Annotated in this window: 14 protein-coding genes; 6 read left to right on the forward strand and 8 right to left on the reverse strand. The window is 65.6% G+C overall.

Translation table 11 applies throughout. The features are described 5' to 3' along the window. Positions 1-49: 49 nt before the first annotated feature. The gene (locus tag AC3WT0_RS00445) at positions 50-1,873 is read right to left on the reverse strand and encodes a DUF885 domain-containing protein (protein WP_492750555.1); all 1,824 of its coding nucleotides are present in this window, start codon (positions 1,871-1,873) and stop codon (positions 50-52) included. A gap of 115 nt (positions 1,874-1,988) precedes the next feature. On the opposite strand from AC3WT0_RS00445, the gene AC3WT0_RS00450 reads away from it, so the two are divergent. After that, a complete protein-coding gene (locus AC3WT0_RS00450; RefSeq protein ID WP_492750556.1) occupies positions 1,989-3,146 on the forward strand; it encodes an aminotransferase in 1,158 nt (385 codons plus the stop codon). 290 nt (positions 3,147-3,436) lie between these two features. On the opposite strand, the gene AC3WT0_RS00455 is transcribed toward AC3WT0_RS00450, so the two are convergent. The 5 genes from AC3WT0_RS00455 to AC3WT0_RS00475 all read right to left on the reverse strand — a co-directional run bounded on the left by AC3WT0_RS00455 (position 3,437) and on the right by AC3WT0_RS00475 (position 7,965). After that, positions 3,437-4,180: a DUF72 domain-containing protein gene (locus AC3WT0_RS00455; protein ID WP_492750557.1), complete on the reverse strand. Its 744-nt coding sequence runs from the start codon at positions 4,178-4,180 to the stop codon at positions 3,437-3,439. Between the two features lie 9 nt (positions 4,181-4,189). Next, positions 4,190-4,411, reverse strand: coding sequence for a hypothetical protein (locus AC3WT0_RS00460; protein ID WP_492750558.1), 222 nt, complete (start codon positions 4,409-4,411; stop codon positions 4,190-4,192). A 94-nt stretch (positions 4,412-4,505) separates the two neighbouring features. Next, positions 4,506-5,744: an N-succinylarginine dihydrolase gene (locus AC3WT0_RS00465; protein WP_492750559.1), complete on the reverse strand. Its 1,239-nt coding sequence runs from the start codon at positions 5,742-5,744 to the stop codon at positions 4,506-4,508. Beyond that, complete coding sequence (locus tag AC3WT0_RS00470; RefSeq protein WP_492750560.1) at positions 5,744-6,760, reverse strand: arginine N-succinyltransferase; 1,017 nt, start codon at positions 6,758-6,760, stop codon at positions 5,744-5,746. Before AC3WT0_RS00470 ends, AC3WT0_RS00465 begins: the two co-directional genes overlap by 1 nt. Further along, complete coding sequence (locus AC3WT0_RS00475) at positions 6,757-7,965, reverse strand: hydrolase (protein ID WP_492750561.1); 1,209 nt, start codon at positions 7,963-7,965, stop codon at positions 6,757-6,759. Before AC3WT0_RS00475 ends, AC3WT0_RS00470 begins: the two co-directional genes overlap by 4 nt. 141 nt (positions 7,966-8,106) lie before the next feature. Here AC3WT0_RS00475 and AC3WT0_RS00480 point away from each other — a divergent pair, with 141 nt between their 5' ends. Next, positions 8,107-10,257, forward strand: a complete 2,151-nt coding sequence (locus tag AC3WT0_RS00480; protein ID WP_492750562.1) for a malate synthase G — start codon at positions 8,107-8,109, stop codon at positions 10,255-10,257. A gap of 36 nt (positions 10,258-10,293) precedes the next feature. On the opposite strand, the gene AC3WT0_RS00485 is transcribed toward AC3WT0_RS00480, so the two are convergent. Further along, complete coding sequence (locus AC3WT0_RS00485) at positions 10,294-10,470, reverse strand: YegP family protein (RefSeq protein WP_492750563.1); 177 nt, start codon at positions 10,468-10,470, stop codon at positions 10,294-10,296. Positions 10,471-10,540: 70 nt separating this feature from the next. Beyond that, positions 10,541-11,227: a 6-phosphogluconolactonase gene (gene pgl / locus AC3WT0_RS00490; RefSeq protein WP_492750564.1), complete on the reverse strand. Its 687-nt coding sequence runs from the start codon at positions 11,225-11,227 to the stop codon at positions 10,541-10,543. A gap of 214 nt (positions 11,228-11,441) precedes the next feature. Here pgl and AC3WT0_RS00495 point away from each other — a divergent pair, with 214 nt between their 5' ends. The 4 genes from AC3WT0_RS00495 (at position 11,442) to AC3WT0_RS00510 (ending at position 14,614) form a co-directional block, all read left to right on the forward strand. Next, positions 11,442-11,858, forward strand: a complete 417-nt coding sequence (locus AC3WT0_RS00495) for a DoxX family protein (RefSeq protein WP_492750566.1) — start codon at positions 11,442-11,444, stop codon at positions 11,856-11,858. 196 nt (positions 11,859-12,054) lie between these two features. Then, positions 12,055-12,612 carry a hypothetical protein gene (locus tag AC3WT0_RS00500; RefSeq protein WP_492750567.1) on the forward strand — a complete coding sequence of 186 codons (558 nt, stop codon included), beginning with the start codon at positions 12,055-12,057 and terminating at the stop codon, positions 12,610-12,612. A gap of 88 nt (positions 12,613-12,700) precedes the next feature. Further along, positions 12,701-13,525, forward strand: a complete 825-nt coding sequence (locus tag AC3WT0_RS00505) for an oxidoreductase (RefSeq protein WP_492750568.1) — start codon at positions 12,701-12,703, stop codon at positions 13,523-13,525. Between the two features lie 24 nt (positions 13,526-13,549). Then, entirely contained in the window at positions 13,550-14,614 is a 1,065-nt protein-coding gene (locus AC3WT0_RS00510) for an NAD(P)-dependent alcohol dehydrogenase (RefSeq protein WP_492750570.1), read from the forward strand. Positions 14,615-14,795: the final 181 nt, after the last annotated feature.

The raw sequence follows: 14,795 nt of genomic DNA on the forward strand, positions 1-14,795 counted from the left end.
CGACGGCAGGGACGGGGCGAGATTTTCTATCGCGCCCCGCACCTCATGTTCAGGCGAGGCTGGCGGCGATCCATTCGTCGCCGACTTGCTGGAGTATCTCGAGCGGCACGCGGCCGGGCGCGAGCACGGCGCTGTGATATTTCTTGATGTCAAAGCGCGCGCCGAGCTTCGCCTTCGCCTTCTCGCGGATATCGACGAACACAGAATGGCCGAGCTTGTAGCTGCACGCCTGACCCGGGGTGACGCAGTAGCGCTCGACCTCGCGCGTCGCGAAGCCGGGGGCCTCGCCGTCCTGATCGACGAAATGCTTGATCGCCTGCTCGCGGCTCCAGCGATAATGGTGGATGCCCGTGTCGACGACGCAACGATTGGCGCGGAAGAGCTGGAACTTGAGATAGCCGAGCTGGCCGAGCGGATCATCGGCATACATGCCGATCTCGTCGGCAAGCTGCTCGGCATAGAGCGCCCATCCTTCGCCATATCCCGAGAAGCCGCCGACCTTGCGGATCAGCGGAAGCCCGGTGTTGGACAGGGCCAGCCCGCTTTCGAACTGATGGCCCGGAAGTCCTTCGTGATAGACCGTCGTCGCCAGGCAGAATTTCGGCCATTCCGCGCTGTCGTGCAGGTTGAAATAGACGAGGCCGGGACGCGACCCGTCGATCGCGGGGGCCTGCGAGAAGGCCGATGCCGCGCCGGCCTCGGTCTGCGGCGGGACGCGGCGGACCTCGAACGTGTAGGGCGGGATACGCTCGAACACCTCGGGCAGGCGCACGCGGATCGCGGCGAGGCGCTCGTTGCAATAGGCGATGGCCTGCTTCTTGCCCTCGTCGGTGTTGGGATACAGCTGGTCGGGGTTCTTGTAGAGCGCCGCCATCCGCTCGCCGACGCTGCCCTTGGTCATGCCCTGCTTCTTCAGGAGGCCGTCGAGGCGCGACGAGATCGCCTGCGCCTGATCGAGCCCGAACTTGTGGACTTCTTCCGGGCTGAGATTGACCGTCGTCGTGTTACGCAGCGCCGTCGCGTAGAATTCGGCGCCCTGCGGGATTTTCCAGACGCCCGCGTCGTGCGTCGCCTTCGTGCGCAATTCCCTCGTCAGCGCGATCTGGCGATCGAGGGCGGGGAGTATGCTCTGCGTGTAGATCGTAGCGGCATCGCGGCCATAGCTGTCGCCCAGCCCCTTGGCCGCCGCGCGCGTCGCGATCGAGGTGACGACCAGCGCGTCGGCCGCCGGCACGCGCGTCTTGGTCATCTGGGTCAGTGTCGTATCCAGAATGAAGTCGGGAGCGATGACGCCGAGGCCGGCATCGTGGCGCATGCGATCGGTATTGGCGGCGAGCTGGTCCGCAAAGGCCCGGAGACGCGACAGATAGGCGTCGGCATCGTCCTTGGTCTCGATCTTGTGCTTGGTGTCGAGGAAATCGGGGACCGATTGATAGGCGCCGGCAAGCTGGCTGACGACATAGGGCGAGGGGCCGTAGGACGATCCGCCGAAGTCGAAGCGCTGCACCGCCTCGGCCGACTTGCGCGTGTAGATGACAACATCGAGGTTGAGCTTGTCGGCAGCGGACAGGCCGGAGCGATCGAAAGCCTCGAGGCGCTTGAGCTGGCTCTGCGTCGCCGCGCGCGCCGCCGCGCGGCCCGCCGGGCTGTCGTCGCTGAGCTTGAAGCGCAGGTCGGCGTTCGCGCCCTTGTCGAGGCCCAACTGGGTCGCGCTCTCCGGGCGGCGGCGGAGGTCCTCATTGAAGATCTCGGTGAACAGCGCGGCGAGGGCAGGCGAGCCGGTCGTCGCGCTCTGGGCCCAGGCCCGCGTGCCGAGCAATGTCGAGGCCCCCGCCGCCGCTGTGGTGAGGAGGAAAGCGCGGCGATCGATCATTTCGGGACTCCATCGAACGGAAATTGCAACTTTAGGACTATGAGGCGCCACCGGGCTTCGCAACCGGTTTCGACGACGCATGGATTTCATCGTCGCGCGCGATAGAAGCAGCTGCATGAACCCGCTCTACGCCGATATGCCCACCACCATCTTCGAGAAGATGTCCGCCCTTTCGCGCGACCTGGGCGCGATCAATCTGGGGCAGGGCTTTCCCGATTCGAACGGGCCGCCCGACGTGCTGGATGCGGCGGCCCGCGCGCTGACCGGGCTTTCCAACCAATATCCGCCCATGGTCGGCCTGCCGCAGCTGAGGCAGGCGGTCGCCGATCATTATGCGCGCCATCAGGGGATCGCGCTCGACTGGGCAAGCGAAGTGACGGTGACCTCGGGCGCGACCGAGGCGCTGGCTGCTGCGATCATGGCGCTGGTCACGCCGGGCGACGAGGTGGTGCTGATCGAGCCGATGTACGACGCTTATCTGCCGCTGGTCATCCGCGCCGGCGGCGTGCCGCGCTTCGTGCGACTGGAGCCGCCGCATTGGCGGCTGACCGAGGAAGCGCTGGCCGCCGCATTCACACCCCGGACGCGGGTCGCGATCCTCAACAATCCGCTCAATCCGACGGCGACGATGTTCTCCAACGAGGAGCTTGGCCTGCTCGCCGCGCATGTCGTGCGCAGCGATGCGGTCCTGATCTCTGACGAAGTGTGGGAGCATCTGGTGTTCGACGGCGCCCGTCACCTGCCGGTGATGGCGCAGCCCGGCATGCGCGAACGGACGGTCAAGATCGGATCGGGCGGCAAGATCTTCTCGCTCACCGGATGGAAAGTCGGGTGGATGTGCGCGGCTCCCGAACTGACGCGCGTACTGGCCAAGGCGCACCAGTTCCTGACCTTCACGACGCCGCCCAATCTGCAGGCCGGCGTCGCCTATGGCCTTGGCAAGGACGACGCCCATTTCACCGGCATGCGCGCCGATTTCGCGCGATCGCGCGACAGGCTGGCGGCGGGGCTGGAAGCATCGGGCTGGCGCGTGCTGCCGAGCGCGGGCACCTATTTCCTCTCGGTCGATCTTCCCGGCTCGGGCGTCGCGACGGACGACGTGACCTTCTGCGAACGCGCGGTGCGCGAGGCGGGCATCGCCGCCATTCCGATTTCGGCATTCTATCACGCCGATCCCGTCACCAGCGTCGTCCGCCTTTGCTTCGCCAAGCGTGACGAGACGGTCGATGGCGGCATCGAACGGATGGCCAAGGCCCGCGCGCTGTTCGCCTAGGGGGGCCTAATTTCCCTCATTGCGAGCGCAGCGTGGCAATCCGGCTTGGTGGCGGGCACTCTGGATTGCTTCGCTGCGCTCGCAATGACGGTGTAGGCAGCGTGACGATGGTTGCTGTAGGGAATGGCGGAAAAGCGCGATTTTTGTCGCTGGAAGTTGACAAAGTTGAGAGGCTGGAGCGTTTCTCTCAACTTCGGAGCTCGGGCGATGTCAAAGAGCGAGGCGACTTGCGCCGGCGGTCTGCATATCAGAATGGCACGGCTGTAGGACAGCGTTCCGGGCAGTCGGCATTAACGCCCCACGCGTTCGATCAACGCCTGCGCGGCCGCAGGCGCGCGCAGCTTCGCGCCATTGATCATGAAGATGAAGACGTCGCCGCCGGTGGCCCAGCCGCGTGCCCGATCGGCCATCGCATCGAGTTCGGCTGTGTCATAGCCGGTCGCGATCTCCTCGCGTGCCGCCTGGAAACGGACATAGGTGAAATCGGCGGTCGGCTGCTCGATCGAGGGGTAATCCGGCTTGTCGGCGTGAACGATTGCGACACCTGCCGCGCGGGCGAGCGCATAGAGGGCGGGGTCGACGAAGCTCTCATGGCGCAGCTCGACAGCGTGACGCAGCCTGAGGCCGCTATGGCTTGCGGGAAGCAGTTTCAGGAAGGCGGCGAAATCGTCGGGATCGAACTTCTTGGTCGCCATGAACTGCCAGAGGATCGGGCCGAGCTTGTCGCCAAGCTCGACGATGCCCTGGTCGAGGAACTTCATGACCGACTCGCCGCCTTCGCCCAGCACCTTGCGGTTGGTGCAGAAGCGCGAGGCCTTGAGCGCATAGACGAAGCCGTCGGGCGCGGCCCTGGCCCATTTGGCGAAGGTCTCCGGCTTCTGGCTGCTATAATAAGTGCCGTTGACCTCGATCGCAGTCATCGCGCGCGTTGCGAAGTCGATCTCCTTCGCGTGCGGCAAGCCTTCGGGGAAGAAGGTTCCCCGCCAGGGCTCATAGGTCCAGCCGCCGATCCCGATCCGTATCCTGCCGCTCATGCAACAGGTCTAGCGCAGGCTCCGCGCATAGGCGAGGGCATCGAGCACCTTGCCGCCGGCGAGGAAAACGGCGCCCGTGCAGCACAGAAACAGCAGCTTGCCGCCAACGCCGGGATATTGGACGAGATAGACATGCCCGCGTTCGACCGCGCCCACCGCCAGCGCGTAGATGACCACGAAGGCCTCGAAGCGGGTCTTGATCGTGAAGAGGCGTGCGATCTTTCCAAGCATGTCAGCGACTTCGCAAGGATCGGGCCAAGACGGACATCCGCCGAGTCGCGCGCCGACCCTTATGGTTACCTGTAAATTAACCCGACAATCCGCCTCACAGCACGCCGGCAAGATCCAGTGCATCGAGCAGGCGGAGCCGCGCGGCTTCCACCGCTGAAACGAGCGTTTCGCTCTCCAGTTCCGCCGGATCGATCTGTTCGGGCCAGTGTACGGCGACGACCTTCTCGATCGTATCGATACGGGCACGATCGAGCATGAAGCGGGGATCGACCGTGGCGGGATCGGCAACGACGCGCAGGCGCAGGCAGGCTGGCCCGCCGCCGTTGGCCATCGACTGCCGGACATCGACGAAGACGAGTCGGCGGATCGGGCCATTCCCCGCGACGAGATCGGCGAGATAGGGGCCGACGCGCTCATGATCGCGCGCCTCGCTGGGCAAGATCAGCGCCTGCTCGCCGGTCGGCAGCGTGACCAGCTGGGCGTTGAACAAATAGGTCGCGATCGCATCGGCGAGGCTGACGCGCGAGGCCGGAACCTCGACGATCGCCAGATCGGGCACGGCGGCGCGCAGCTTGGCGTAGAAGGCGTCCTTACCGGCAAAGGCCTGTTCGTGCGCGAAGAGCGTGAGCCCGTCGGACACGGCGACGACATCATTATGGAACGCGCCGGCGGCGATCGCCTCCGGCGCCTGTTCGACAAACAGCGAACGCGCGGGATCGAGGCCGTGGCGGAAGCCGATCGCCTCGCATGCGACGAGATGCTGGCGGGCGGGGTAGGGGCCGCCCGAGCGCCCGAACACGAACACCTCGACGCCGGGCGCTCCGGGCGTGGCCGCGAAGCGCATATGATTGGCCGCCCCTTCGTCGCCCAGCGGCGCGGGGACGGGGCCGTGGACGGCGAATTCGGGGCCGGCAAAAGCGACGCGCAGCTGTTCCAGCGTGTAGGGCCATTCGTGGCTGCGATGCGGCATGGTGACGAGATTGGCGACGGTCAGATGGCAGCGCCCGTCGCTGGTGTCTGGCGCCGGCGAGACGGTCGCGGCATTGGCCGTCCACATCGCCGCCGCAGACATCGCCCAGGCGGTGACCGGCGGATGCTTCACCCCGACGCTCTCAAGCCATTTGGCATTGGGGCGCGGGTGAGGCAGCAACAGACCCTGCGCGAGACCGAGATCGATATTGCCGCGCATCTTGGCGAGGCCCTGCAGCGCGGCGACGCGCGGATAGGAGAGCTTGCCCGCATTGCGCGCCGAAGCGAGATTGCCGAGGCTGAGGCCGGCATAGTTGTGGCTTGGCCCGACGAGCCCGTCGAAATTAATCTCAACCAACGGCATCAGCGTGCAACCCCGACCAGCGCGTCCCCCTGTTCGACGCCCAGTAGCGCAGCGTCTAGAGCCGAAATCGTTACCGCGCCGATATCATCGACCAGAATATCAGCGAAAATGGACCGAAAATCGCCAAGCCGTCCGGCGGCGAGCAAATGACGTTCGGCAGTATCGCCCGGCGGGGCGATGCGATCGACCCGGAGCTCGCGTGCGTCGGCAAGCGTCCTGATCCGGTCGGTATCGGCGAGCATCGTCGGGCCGCCGTCGAAGATGTCGATATAGCTGTCGTGGCGGAAACCCTCGGCCTCCAGCATGCGCATCGCGGCGCGACCATTGGGGTGCGGAACGCCGATGACGTGGCGCGCGCCTTCGGTGAGCATCGCCGTGTAGATCGGATGCTTGGGCATCAGATCGGCGATGAACTGGTTGCCGTGGATGGCGTTGAATTCGTCTGCTTCCTGGAAGCTCATACCGAAGAAGCGCCCGGCAAGGCCGTCCCAGAAAGGCGAGCCGCCTGCCTCGTCGATCACGCCGCGCAGCTCGGCAAGCACGCGATCGGCGAAGCGCGAGCGGTGCTGGCGGATGAAGAGATAGCGGCTGCGCGCAAGCAGCATCCCCAGTCCGCCGGCGCGTTCGCCGGGGTGAAGGAAAAGACCGCCGACTTCGCTCGCGCCTTCGAGATCGGTGCACAGCGTGAGCATATCGGCGCGGAAGGTGCGCCCCAGTTCCTGCGAGCTCTGCGTCAGCGTACCCATGCGATAGCTGTAGAAGGGCCAGCGCCGCCCGACTTCGCTGAAGATCTGGCAGGTGCCGCGCACTTCGCCCGTCTCGGCATTTTCGAGGACGAGGACGAACAGGTCGTCGCCCTTTTCGGTGCGGGCCAGCGCCTCGGCCGAGCGATCGAGCTTTGCGCCCAGCGATTTGCGATCGGGAGGCAGGTTGGTGAACCCGCCGCCGGTGAGCTTCGCCATTTCGTAGAGCGCCGCCAGATCCTTCGGGCGGGCAAGACGCATGAAGAAGCTCATGGACGGCCCCGCCCCGCAATGCGCGTGATCGCGAGTGCGGAGAGCATTGCGCGTTCGGGCAGCGATTCGGGGATCATAAACTCGTCCGACGAATGGATCGCGCCGCCGCGCACGCCCATCGTGTCTACCACGGGCACGCCGCAGGCCGCGATATTGTTGCCGTCGCACACGCCGCCGGTCGCTTTCCAGGCGACGGGGATGCCAAGATCGTCGCCGCATTCGCGCACGAGACCGAACAGGCGCTCGGCGGCGGGATCGATCGGTTTGGGCGGACGGGCGAAGCCGCCATGGCGGTGGATCGACACGTCATGCTCGCGCGTGATCGCTGCGATGATCGCATCGAGCGCGGCGGCGGCCTCCGCCTCGGCCTCGGGCGTCATCGGGCGGAAGTTGACGCGCAGCACGGCGTGATCGGGAACGATATTGTTGGGGCCGCCGCCATCGATGCGCGCCGGATTGACCGACAGATCGTCGCCGGTCAGCGCTTTCAGGCGAAGCGCGAGATCGGCGGCGGCGACGATCGCATTGCGTCCCTCGGCCGGATTGCGCCCGGCATGCGCCGCCCGGCCAGTGACGATGATCGAGAAATTGCCGCTTCCGGCGCGGGCCCCGGCAAGGGTGCCGTCGGGCAGGGCGGGTTCATAGGTGAAGGCCGCGACCTTGCCCTTCGCAAGCTCCGCGATCAGCCCGGCGGAGGACAGCGAACCGACCTCCTCGTCGCTGTTGACCATCACGTCATAACCGAAACCCGCAGCGCCGCCCGATGCCTCGAGCGCCGAGAGCGCGGCGAGCATCACGGCGAGGCCGCCCTTCATATCTGCCGTGCCGGGGCCGTTGATCCGCCCGTCGTCCATTGCGGCCAGCGTCTGGAAGGGATGATCGACCCCGAAAACGGTATCCATATGACCGGTGAAAAGCATCCGCACCGGCGCGTCGGGCCGGACCGACAGGCGCAGATGATCGCCATGCATCACGGGTTCGACCCGGCCGTTCGAATCGACCGCGTCGACGGGCGCGGCGGCGATCAGCGAGATATTGCCGGGCAACGCGGAGAAGGCGTCGGCGAGGAGGCCTGCCACCTGCTTCAGCCCTGCAAGATTGCGCGAGCCGCTGTTCACCGCCGCCCAGCGCTCGACCTGCGCCAGCATCGGGGCCGCAGCTGCGGCCTCGGCGATGCGCCGTTCCAAATTGGTCAGTCTCTCCATCCCGGCCTTCTAGCAAAGTCCGATGGCTAACCAACCCCGCTGGCACGAATTGCCTATGCCGGCCCGATGCGGCATAGGGCGCAGGCCTTTCTTCCTCCCCGGGAAAAGCATTCGCTGGTCGCGTGTTCGGAAAGGTGTTGCATGACTGACTATGTGTCGATTGCCGGGCTCAAGGTCGCGGCCCCGCTTGCGTCGTTCATCGATATGCAGGCGCTGCCCGGCACGGGGGTGGACCCGAGCGGCTTCTGGTCAGGCTTAGCGGCGCTTCTCGACCGGCTGGTCCCCGAGAACCGCATGCTTCTCGAAAAGCGCGACTCGATACAGGCTGCGATCGACATCTGGCACGGCGAACATGCGGGGCGGCCGATCGACTATGCGGCCTATCGGGATTTCCTCGGCGAGATCGGCTATCTCGTGCAGGCGCCCGCGGCGTTCGAGATCACAACGGAGAATGTCGACGACGAGATTGCCCGCATGGCCGGGCCCCAGCTTGTCGTCCCCGCGCTCAACGATCGCTTCGTCCTCAACGCCGCCAATGCGCGCTGGGGCAGCCTCTACGACGCCTTGTACGGCACCGACGTGCTGCCCGGCGCGCCTGCGCCCGGCGGCTATGACGCGGCGCGTGGAGCCGAAGTCATCGCCAAGGCGCGTGCCTTCCTCGACGCGGCGGTGCCGCTGGCCGAGGGAAGCTGGGCCGATATCGACGGGCTTCGCGTCGATCAGGGCGCATTGGCGCCGGTGCTTGCCGACCCGGCGGCCTTTGTCGGCTATCGCGGATCGGCGGCGGAACCCGTCGCTATCCTGCTGCGCCATAACGGCCTGCACATCGAAATCCCGATCGATCGCGCACATCCGATCGGCGAGACCGACAAGGCCGGTATCGCCGACCTGATCCTCGAAGCCGCGCTGACGACCATCGTCGACCTCGAGGATTCGATCGCGGCGGTCGATGCCGAGGACAAGGTGGCAGCCTATGCCAACTGGCTAGGCCTGATGCGCGGCGACCTGGTGGCGCACTTCGCCAAGGGCGGCAGGACGATGACGCGCGCGCTCGACGCGGATCGCGAATGGACCGCGCCTGACGGGTCGGCCTTCTCGCTGCCGGGGCGCAGCCTGCTCTTCGTCCGCAATGTCGGCCATCTGATGACGAGCAGCGCCGTGCTGCTCCCCGACGGGTCGGAGGCGCCCGAAGGCATTCTCGACGCGATCTTCACGTCGCTCATCGCGCTGCACGACCTGAGGGGGCAGGGGCGCTTCCGCAACAGCCGGACCGGGTCGGTCTATATCGTGAAGCCCAAGATGCACGGGCCCGAGGAAGCGGCTTTCACCAATCGGCTGTTCGATGCGGTCGAGGATCTGCTGGGGCTCGCCCGCCACACGGTGAAGGTTGGCGTGATGGATGAGGAGCGGCGGACATCGGCCAATCTCGCCGCCTGTATTCACGCGGTGAAGGACCGGATCGTCTTTATCAACACCGGCTTCCTCGACCGCACAGGCGACGAGATCCACACCTCGATGCGCGCGGGCGCGATGATCAGAAAGGGCGACATGAAGTCGGCCGACTGGATCAGCGCTTATGAAGCGCGCAATGTCTCGATCGGGCTCAACTGCGGCTTTTCGGGCCGTGCCCAGATCGGCAAGGGCATGTGGGCCGCGCCCGACCGGATGGCCGACATGATGACGCAGAAGATCGCGCATCCCAAGTCCGGGGCGAATACCGCCTGGGTGCCGTCGCCGACGGCGGCGACGCTCCACGCGCTTCATTACCACAAGGTCGACGTGTTCCAGCGCCAGGCCGAACTGAAGGGCGTGCCCGTTCCCGGCATCGACCAGCTGCTCTGTGTGCCGCTGGCGGGCGGGACCAACTGGTCGGAAGCGGAGGTGGCGACCGAGCTGGAGAATAACGCGCAGGGCCTGCTCGGCTACGTCGTGCGCTGGATCGATCAGGGCGTCGGCTGTTCGAAGGTGCCCGATATCAATGATGTCGGGCTGATGGAGGATCGCGCGACGCTGCGCATATCATCGCAGCATATCGCCAACTGGCTGCTGCACGGCGTTTGCACCAAGGAACAGGTCGAGGCTGCGCTGCTCAAGATGGCGGCGAAGGTCGACGCACAGAACGCCGGCGATGCGCTCTATCGGCCGATGGCGAGCGACCCTGCAGGCAGTATCGCCTATCAGGCGGCGCGGGCGCTGGTGTTCGAAGGTGTCGATCAGCCCAACGGCTATACCGAGCCGCTGCTTCATGCCTATCGCCTGAAGGCCAAGGCGCGCGACGCGGCGGAAGGATAGGCCGCCCGGACTGAGCCGGGCGGCGCGAAAGGGCTCTCAGCTATTATCTTCGATGTCGGCGCCCGGGCCGTTTTTCTTGATCGATTCGATCGCGTTCACCGCCGAGGCCTTGCTCGAATAGCCCTCGGTTGCGAACATCACTTCCGAATTATATTTGAAGCGCACGCGATATTCGCCGGCTTTGTCCTTATAAATTTCGAACTTGTGAGCCATTGCTACACTCCCGCCGTTCAAGGGACCGGTAGCCTAGCCGGATCGTGGGGCGGCCGGAAGCCGCCTTGGATCAATCCTCGATCCAGACCTCGACGGGAGCGACAGACTGTCGCAGCACAGCGCGGATCGGCAGTTGCTCAACCGGCCCGTCGCCCAGCGCCGCGTGATAGACGGCGAGTTTCTTTTCACCAGACAAAGGCAGGACGATCCGCCGCGCATCGAGGATCGCGCGCAGGCTGAGCGAAAGGCGGTCATGCGGCGCGACGAGCGGCCGGACCCCAAGCGTCAGCGACTCAGTGATCAGGCCGTGCGACAGTTGAGCAGCGCCGGGGAAGAGCGATGCAGTATGGCCGTCCTCACCCATGCCGAGCAGGATGATATCGAAAGGGCGGGGAAGGGCGGCATAGGCTTCTTCCGCGACCGGTTGGCCTGCCCAGGGATCGAAGGCATCGTTTTTCATCGGCACGAAACGCGCGGCAGCAGCGCGATTGACCAGCAACCGCTTGCGCACCAGCGCCTCGTTGCTGTCGGGATCTCCGGGCGAGACCCAGCGCTCGTCGACGAGGGCCACCGTCACCTTGTCCCATTCGATCGGCGCGATCGACAGTGCCTCGAACAGCGGAATGGGCGAACGGCCGCCGGATACGGCGATGAGCGCCTCGCCACGTTCGGCGATGGCGGCGGCAAGCCCATTGGCGATCGAGGCGGAGAGGCGCGCCACGCCGCCGGGGGTGATTTCGCGAAGCATAGAGGTCATGCCGTTCCTACTAGGAGGGCGATCGGCGAGAAGAAAGCTCGTCATCGAAGATCGCCTGAGGGCGGGCAGTTACGGCGTGCGCCCTCCCGACATGCCAATGTTCGACAAAATAGAACGATTTGACCAATTTTATTCGGATGGAAGGAATGTTTCGATTGCGGCATCTATGCGTTGCGGCGGTTACAGGCCGTTCGCATGATCGAAGGAGCATGACATGAGCACCCAGACAGCTACATCGATGTCAGGCACGACCTATGTTCCAGCGCTTGGCCGCGCGCTGATCGCCGCCATCTTCCTGTTGAGCGGTTTCGGCAAGCTGACCGCGCCCGCCGGGACCATCGCCTATATCAACGCCGCAGGGTTGCCCTTGCCCGAGGTTAGCTATGCCGTGGCGCTTGTCGTCGAGCTGATCGGCGGCCTTGCGCTGCTGCTCGGGTATCGCGTCCGGATCGCGGCGCTGGTGCTTGCAATCTTCTCGGTCGCGGCGGCGTTCAGCTTTCACAACAACTTCGCCGACCAGAACCAGATGATCCATTTTCTGAAGAACCTCGCCATGGCGGGAGGCCTGCTGCAGGTCTTCGCCTTCGGTGCCGGCGCTTTCAGCCTAGATCGGCGTGCGGGCCGCGCCTGACGTTCGTCGAAGCAATTCGGCCGTCGGCGGAACGACCCTTCAAAAAAGCGAAACCGATCCCCAGATGAGCGCCGCTGCGTTGGGCTAGTTGCCAGGCGCGGAATCTGGGGAGCGACATCACGAACTGCGCGGCGGAGAGGCCAAGCGGTTCACGGAACGGGCGGACAGTGGTTCGCCCGAGCAGGGATTGTTGACCATGGCTTTCTTGAGCGATTTCGGATCGGGCGAAGGGCAGCATATGCTGGGCCTGCGCCGCGCCACCCAGACTGCAAGCTTTTCCGCCACCGAATGGCGCGTCATCCGCCTTTCCGCTCGTGACGGCCGTGCCACGCTGCGCGCGCGGGCGACCAGCCCGCTGGCTCGCTTCGGCGCCTGGCTGTTCGGCCTCAATCGGCCCAACGATTATGCCGATCCGCGTCTCGAGGCGCTGCGCCGCTTTGCCGTCGCGCATCGCGTCCACAATGAGGATGCCCCGGCGCATTATCGCGAGGCGTTGCTGGGTGCCGGCTATTCGCAGGCCCATGCCGATCTGGTGCGCGATAGCGTTTCGGGCGGCCACGCCGTTGCCAACGCGGGCAATGCGCAGCTGGGTTCGCTGATCCTGACGCTGCTGGCGCTGGTCGGCGGGCTGACCCTCGTCGCGCGGACCTTCGCTTCCTATTCGGGCGATGCGATGATCGGCGGCGTGCTGGGCGCGCTCCTCGTCGTCGTCGCCGCCCCTCTCGCGCTTGCTCCCGCCCGCCGGGGATTGTGAAGATAAACTTCATGGCCCTTGCGGCGAGGGGCCGCTAATCGAAGCGGCCCTGCCTCCTATATGCTGCGACGCATCATAGGAGGCCGATATGCTCTTCTTCATCACAGGCGTAAGCGCGGGGCTCGGGCGTGCGGTGGCGGAAGCCGCGCTCGCCGACGGGCATGTCGTGGTCGGCACGCTGCGCAACAACGATCAGATCGCCGCATTCGAGGCGCTGGCGTCGGGCCGTGCTCATGGCCGGCTGCTCGACGTGACCGACGAGGACTCAGTCGGGCGGGTGGTCGACGCCATCGAGCGCGAGGTCGGCGCGATCGACGTGCTCGTCAACAATGCCGGCTACGGCCATGAGGGGACGGTCGAGGAATCGCCGCTGTCGGAGCTGCGCCGTCAGTTCGACGTGAACCTGTTCGGCGCGGTCGGGGTGATCAAGGCCGTGTTGCCGCATATGCGCAGCCGCCGTGCGGGCCGCATCCTCAACATCAGCTCGATGGGCGGCATCATGACGTTGCCGGGGCTGGCCTATTATCATGGCAGCAAGTTCGCGCTCGAAGGGATCAGCGAGTCGCTCGGCAAGGAAGTGAAAGGCTTCGGCATCCATGTGACCGCCGTCGAGCCCGGCAGTTTCCGCACGGACTGGGCGGGCCGCTCGCTCAACCGGCAGGAGCGCAGCATAGCCGATTATGACGAGGTATTCGGTCCCGTCCGCGAGCGCCGCAAGAATTACAGCGGCAACCAGCCCGGCGACCCCGCCAAGGCCGCGCGCGCGATGATCGAGATCGCTAAGGTCGACAATCCGCCGGCGCACCTGCTGCTCGGCCGCGACGCCGTCCAGCTCGTCCGCGAGAAGCTGGGCCAGCTCTGCGCTGAAATCAACGAATGGGAGCAGCTCTCGCTCTCGACCGACTTCGACTGAGAACAGATCAAAGGAGGATCAGTCATGACCACCAAGGCTTATGCGGCGATCGACGGCAGCACGCCGCTCGCGCCCTTCGACATCGAACGCCGGGCTCCCGGGCCGCGCGATGTCGCGATCGACATCCTGCATTGCGGTGTCTGCCATTCGGACCTGCACACTGCGCGGGGCGAATGGGGCGGGGTGAAGTTCCCGTCCGTCCCCGGCCATGAGATCGTCGGCCGCGTGACCGCCGTCGGTGGCGAAGTCAGCCGCTTCAAGGTCGGCGATCTGGTCGGCGTCGGCTGCATGGTCGACAGCTGCCGTACGTGCGCATCATGCGAGGAAGGGCTGGAGCAATATTGCGAAGGGCCGCGCAGCTTCACCGGGACCTATAACGGGCCGACCCAGGACACGGGCGAGAACACCTTTGGCGGCTATTCGGCCGACATCGTCGTCGACCAGGATTTCGTGCTGTCGGTGGGCCATGACGAGGCGCAGCTTGCGGCCGTCGCGCCGCTGCTGTGCGCGGGCATCACCACCTGGTCGCCGCTGCGCCACTGGAATGTCGGGCAGGGCAGCAAGGTCGGCATCGTCGGGATCGGCGGACTCGGCCATATGGGCGTGAAGCTCGCCCATGCGCTCGGCGCGCGGGTCGTGGCGTTCACCACCTCCGAGTCGAAGCGGTCCGATGCGCTGGCGCTCGGCGCCGACGAAGTCGTCGTCTCGCGTAACGCCGATGAGATGGCGGCGCATGCCAGCAGCTTCGACCTGATCATCAACACGGTCGCGGCCAGCCATGACCTCGATCAGTTCGTGACGTTGCTGAAGCGCGACGGGGCGATGGTGCTAGTCGGCGTGCCCGAACATCCGCATCCTTCGCCCAACGCTGCGAACTTGATCCTCCATCGCCGCACGCTTGCCGGATCGGTGATCGGCGGCATCAGGGAAACGCAGGAAATGCTGGATTTCTGCGCAGAACATGGGATCGTGGCGGACATCGAACCCATCGCGATGCAGGATATCGAAGCGGCCTATGAGCGGATGCTGAAGAGCGACGTCAAATATCGTTTCGTGATCGACATGGCGACGCTGAAGGCGGCGGCTTGACCGAGGGGGGCGGCGCATACCTTGGTGCGAATGGCCCAGGGTCGTGCGCCGCCGCTAGGCATTGATTCCGGGCCTGCGCAATGATCGCCGGCCGAGGGTTTAATGTCTGGTCGTGTTGCGTTTTCTGCATCCCGGGATGCAGCAGGCAAACTTGACGGATCGGTAACTTGACGGATCATCC

Source organism: Sphingomonas sp. EU05-FHT14C10 (genome assembly GCF_058790595.1).

Excerpts from the sequence above, each read along its gene's own strand:
- AC3WT0_RS00510 (WP_492750570.1), top strand. The coding sequence starts at position 13,550 with ATGACCACCAAGGCTTATGCGGCGATCGACGGCAGCACGCCGCTCGCG.
- AC3WT0_RS00500 (WP_492750567.1), top strand. The coding sequence starts at position 12,055 with ATGGCTTTCTTGAGCGATTTCGGATCGGGCGAAGGGCAGCATATGCTG.
- AC3WT0_RS00460 (WP_492750558.1), bottom strand. The coding sequence starts at position 4,411 with ATGCTTGGAAAGATCGCACGCCTCTTCACGATCAAGACCCGCTTCGAG.
- AC3WT0_RS00465 (WP_492750559.1), bottom strand. The coding sequence starts at position 5,744 with ATGCCGTTGGTTGAGATTAATTTCGACGGGCTCGTCGGGCCAAGCCAC.
- AC3WT0_RS00475 (WP_492750561.1), bottom strand. The coding sequence starts at position 7,965 with ATGGAGAGACTGACCAATTTGGAACGGCGCATCGCCGAGGCCGCAGCT.
- AC3WT0_RS00480 (WP_492750562.1), top strand. The coding sequence starts at position 8,107 with ATGACTGACTATGTGTCGATTGCCGGGCTCAAGGTCGCGGCCCCGCTT.
- AC3WT0_RS00485 (WP_492750563.1), bottom strand. The coding sequence starts at position 10,470 with ATGGCTCACAAGTTCGAAATTTATAAGGACAAAGCCGGCGAATATCGC.
- AC3WT0_RS00455 (WP_492750557.1), bottom strand. The coding sequence starts at position 4,180 with ATGAGCGGCAGGATACGGATCGGGATCGGCGGCTGGACCTATGAGCCC.
- AC3WT0_RS00470 (WP_492750560.1), bottom strand. The coding sequence starts at position 6,760 with ATGAGCTTCTTCATGCGTCTTGCCCGCCCGAAGGATCTGGCGGCGCTC.
- AC3WT0_RS00495 (WP_492750566.1), top strand. The coding sequence starts at position 11,442 with ATGAGCACCCAGACAGCTACATCGATGTCAGGCACGACCTATGTTCCA.
- AC3WT0_RS00450 (WP_492750556.1), top strand. The coding sequence starts at position 1,989 with ATGAACCCGCTCTACGCCGATATGCCCACCACCATCTTCGAGAAGATG.
- pgl (WP_492750564.1), bottom strand. The coding sequence starts at position 11,227 with ATGACCTCTATGCTTCGCGAAATCACCCCCGGCGGCGTGGCGCGCCTC.
- AC3WT0_RS00445 (WP_492750555.1), bottom strand. The coding sequence starts at position 1,873 with ATGATCGATCGCCGCGCTTTCCTCCTCACCACAGCGGCGGCGGGGGCC.
- AC3WT0_RS00505 (WP_492750568.1), top strand. The coding sequence starts at position 12,701 with ATGCTCTTCTTCATCACAGGCGTAAGCGCGGGGCTCGGGCGTGCGGTG.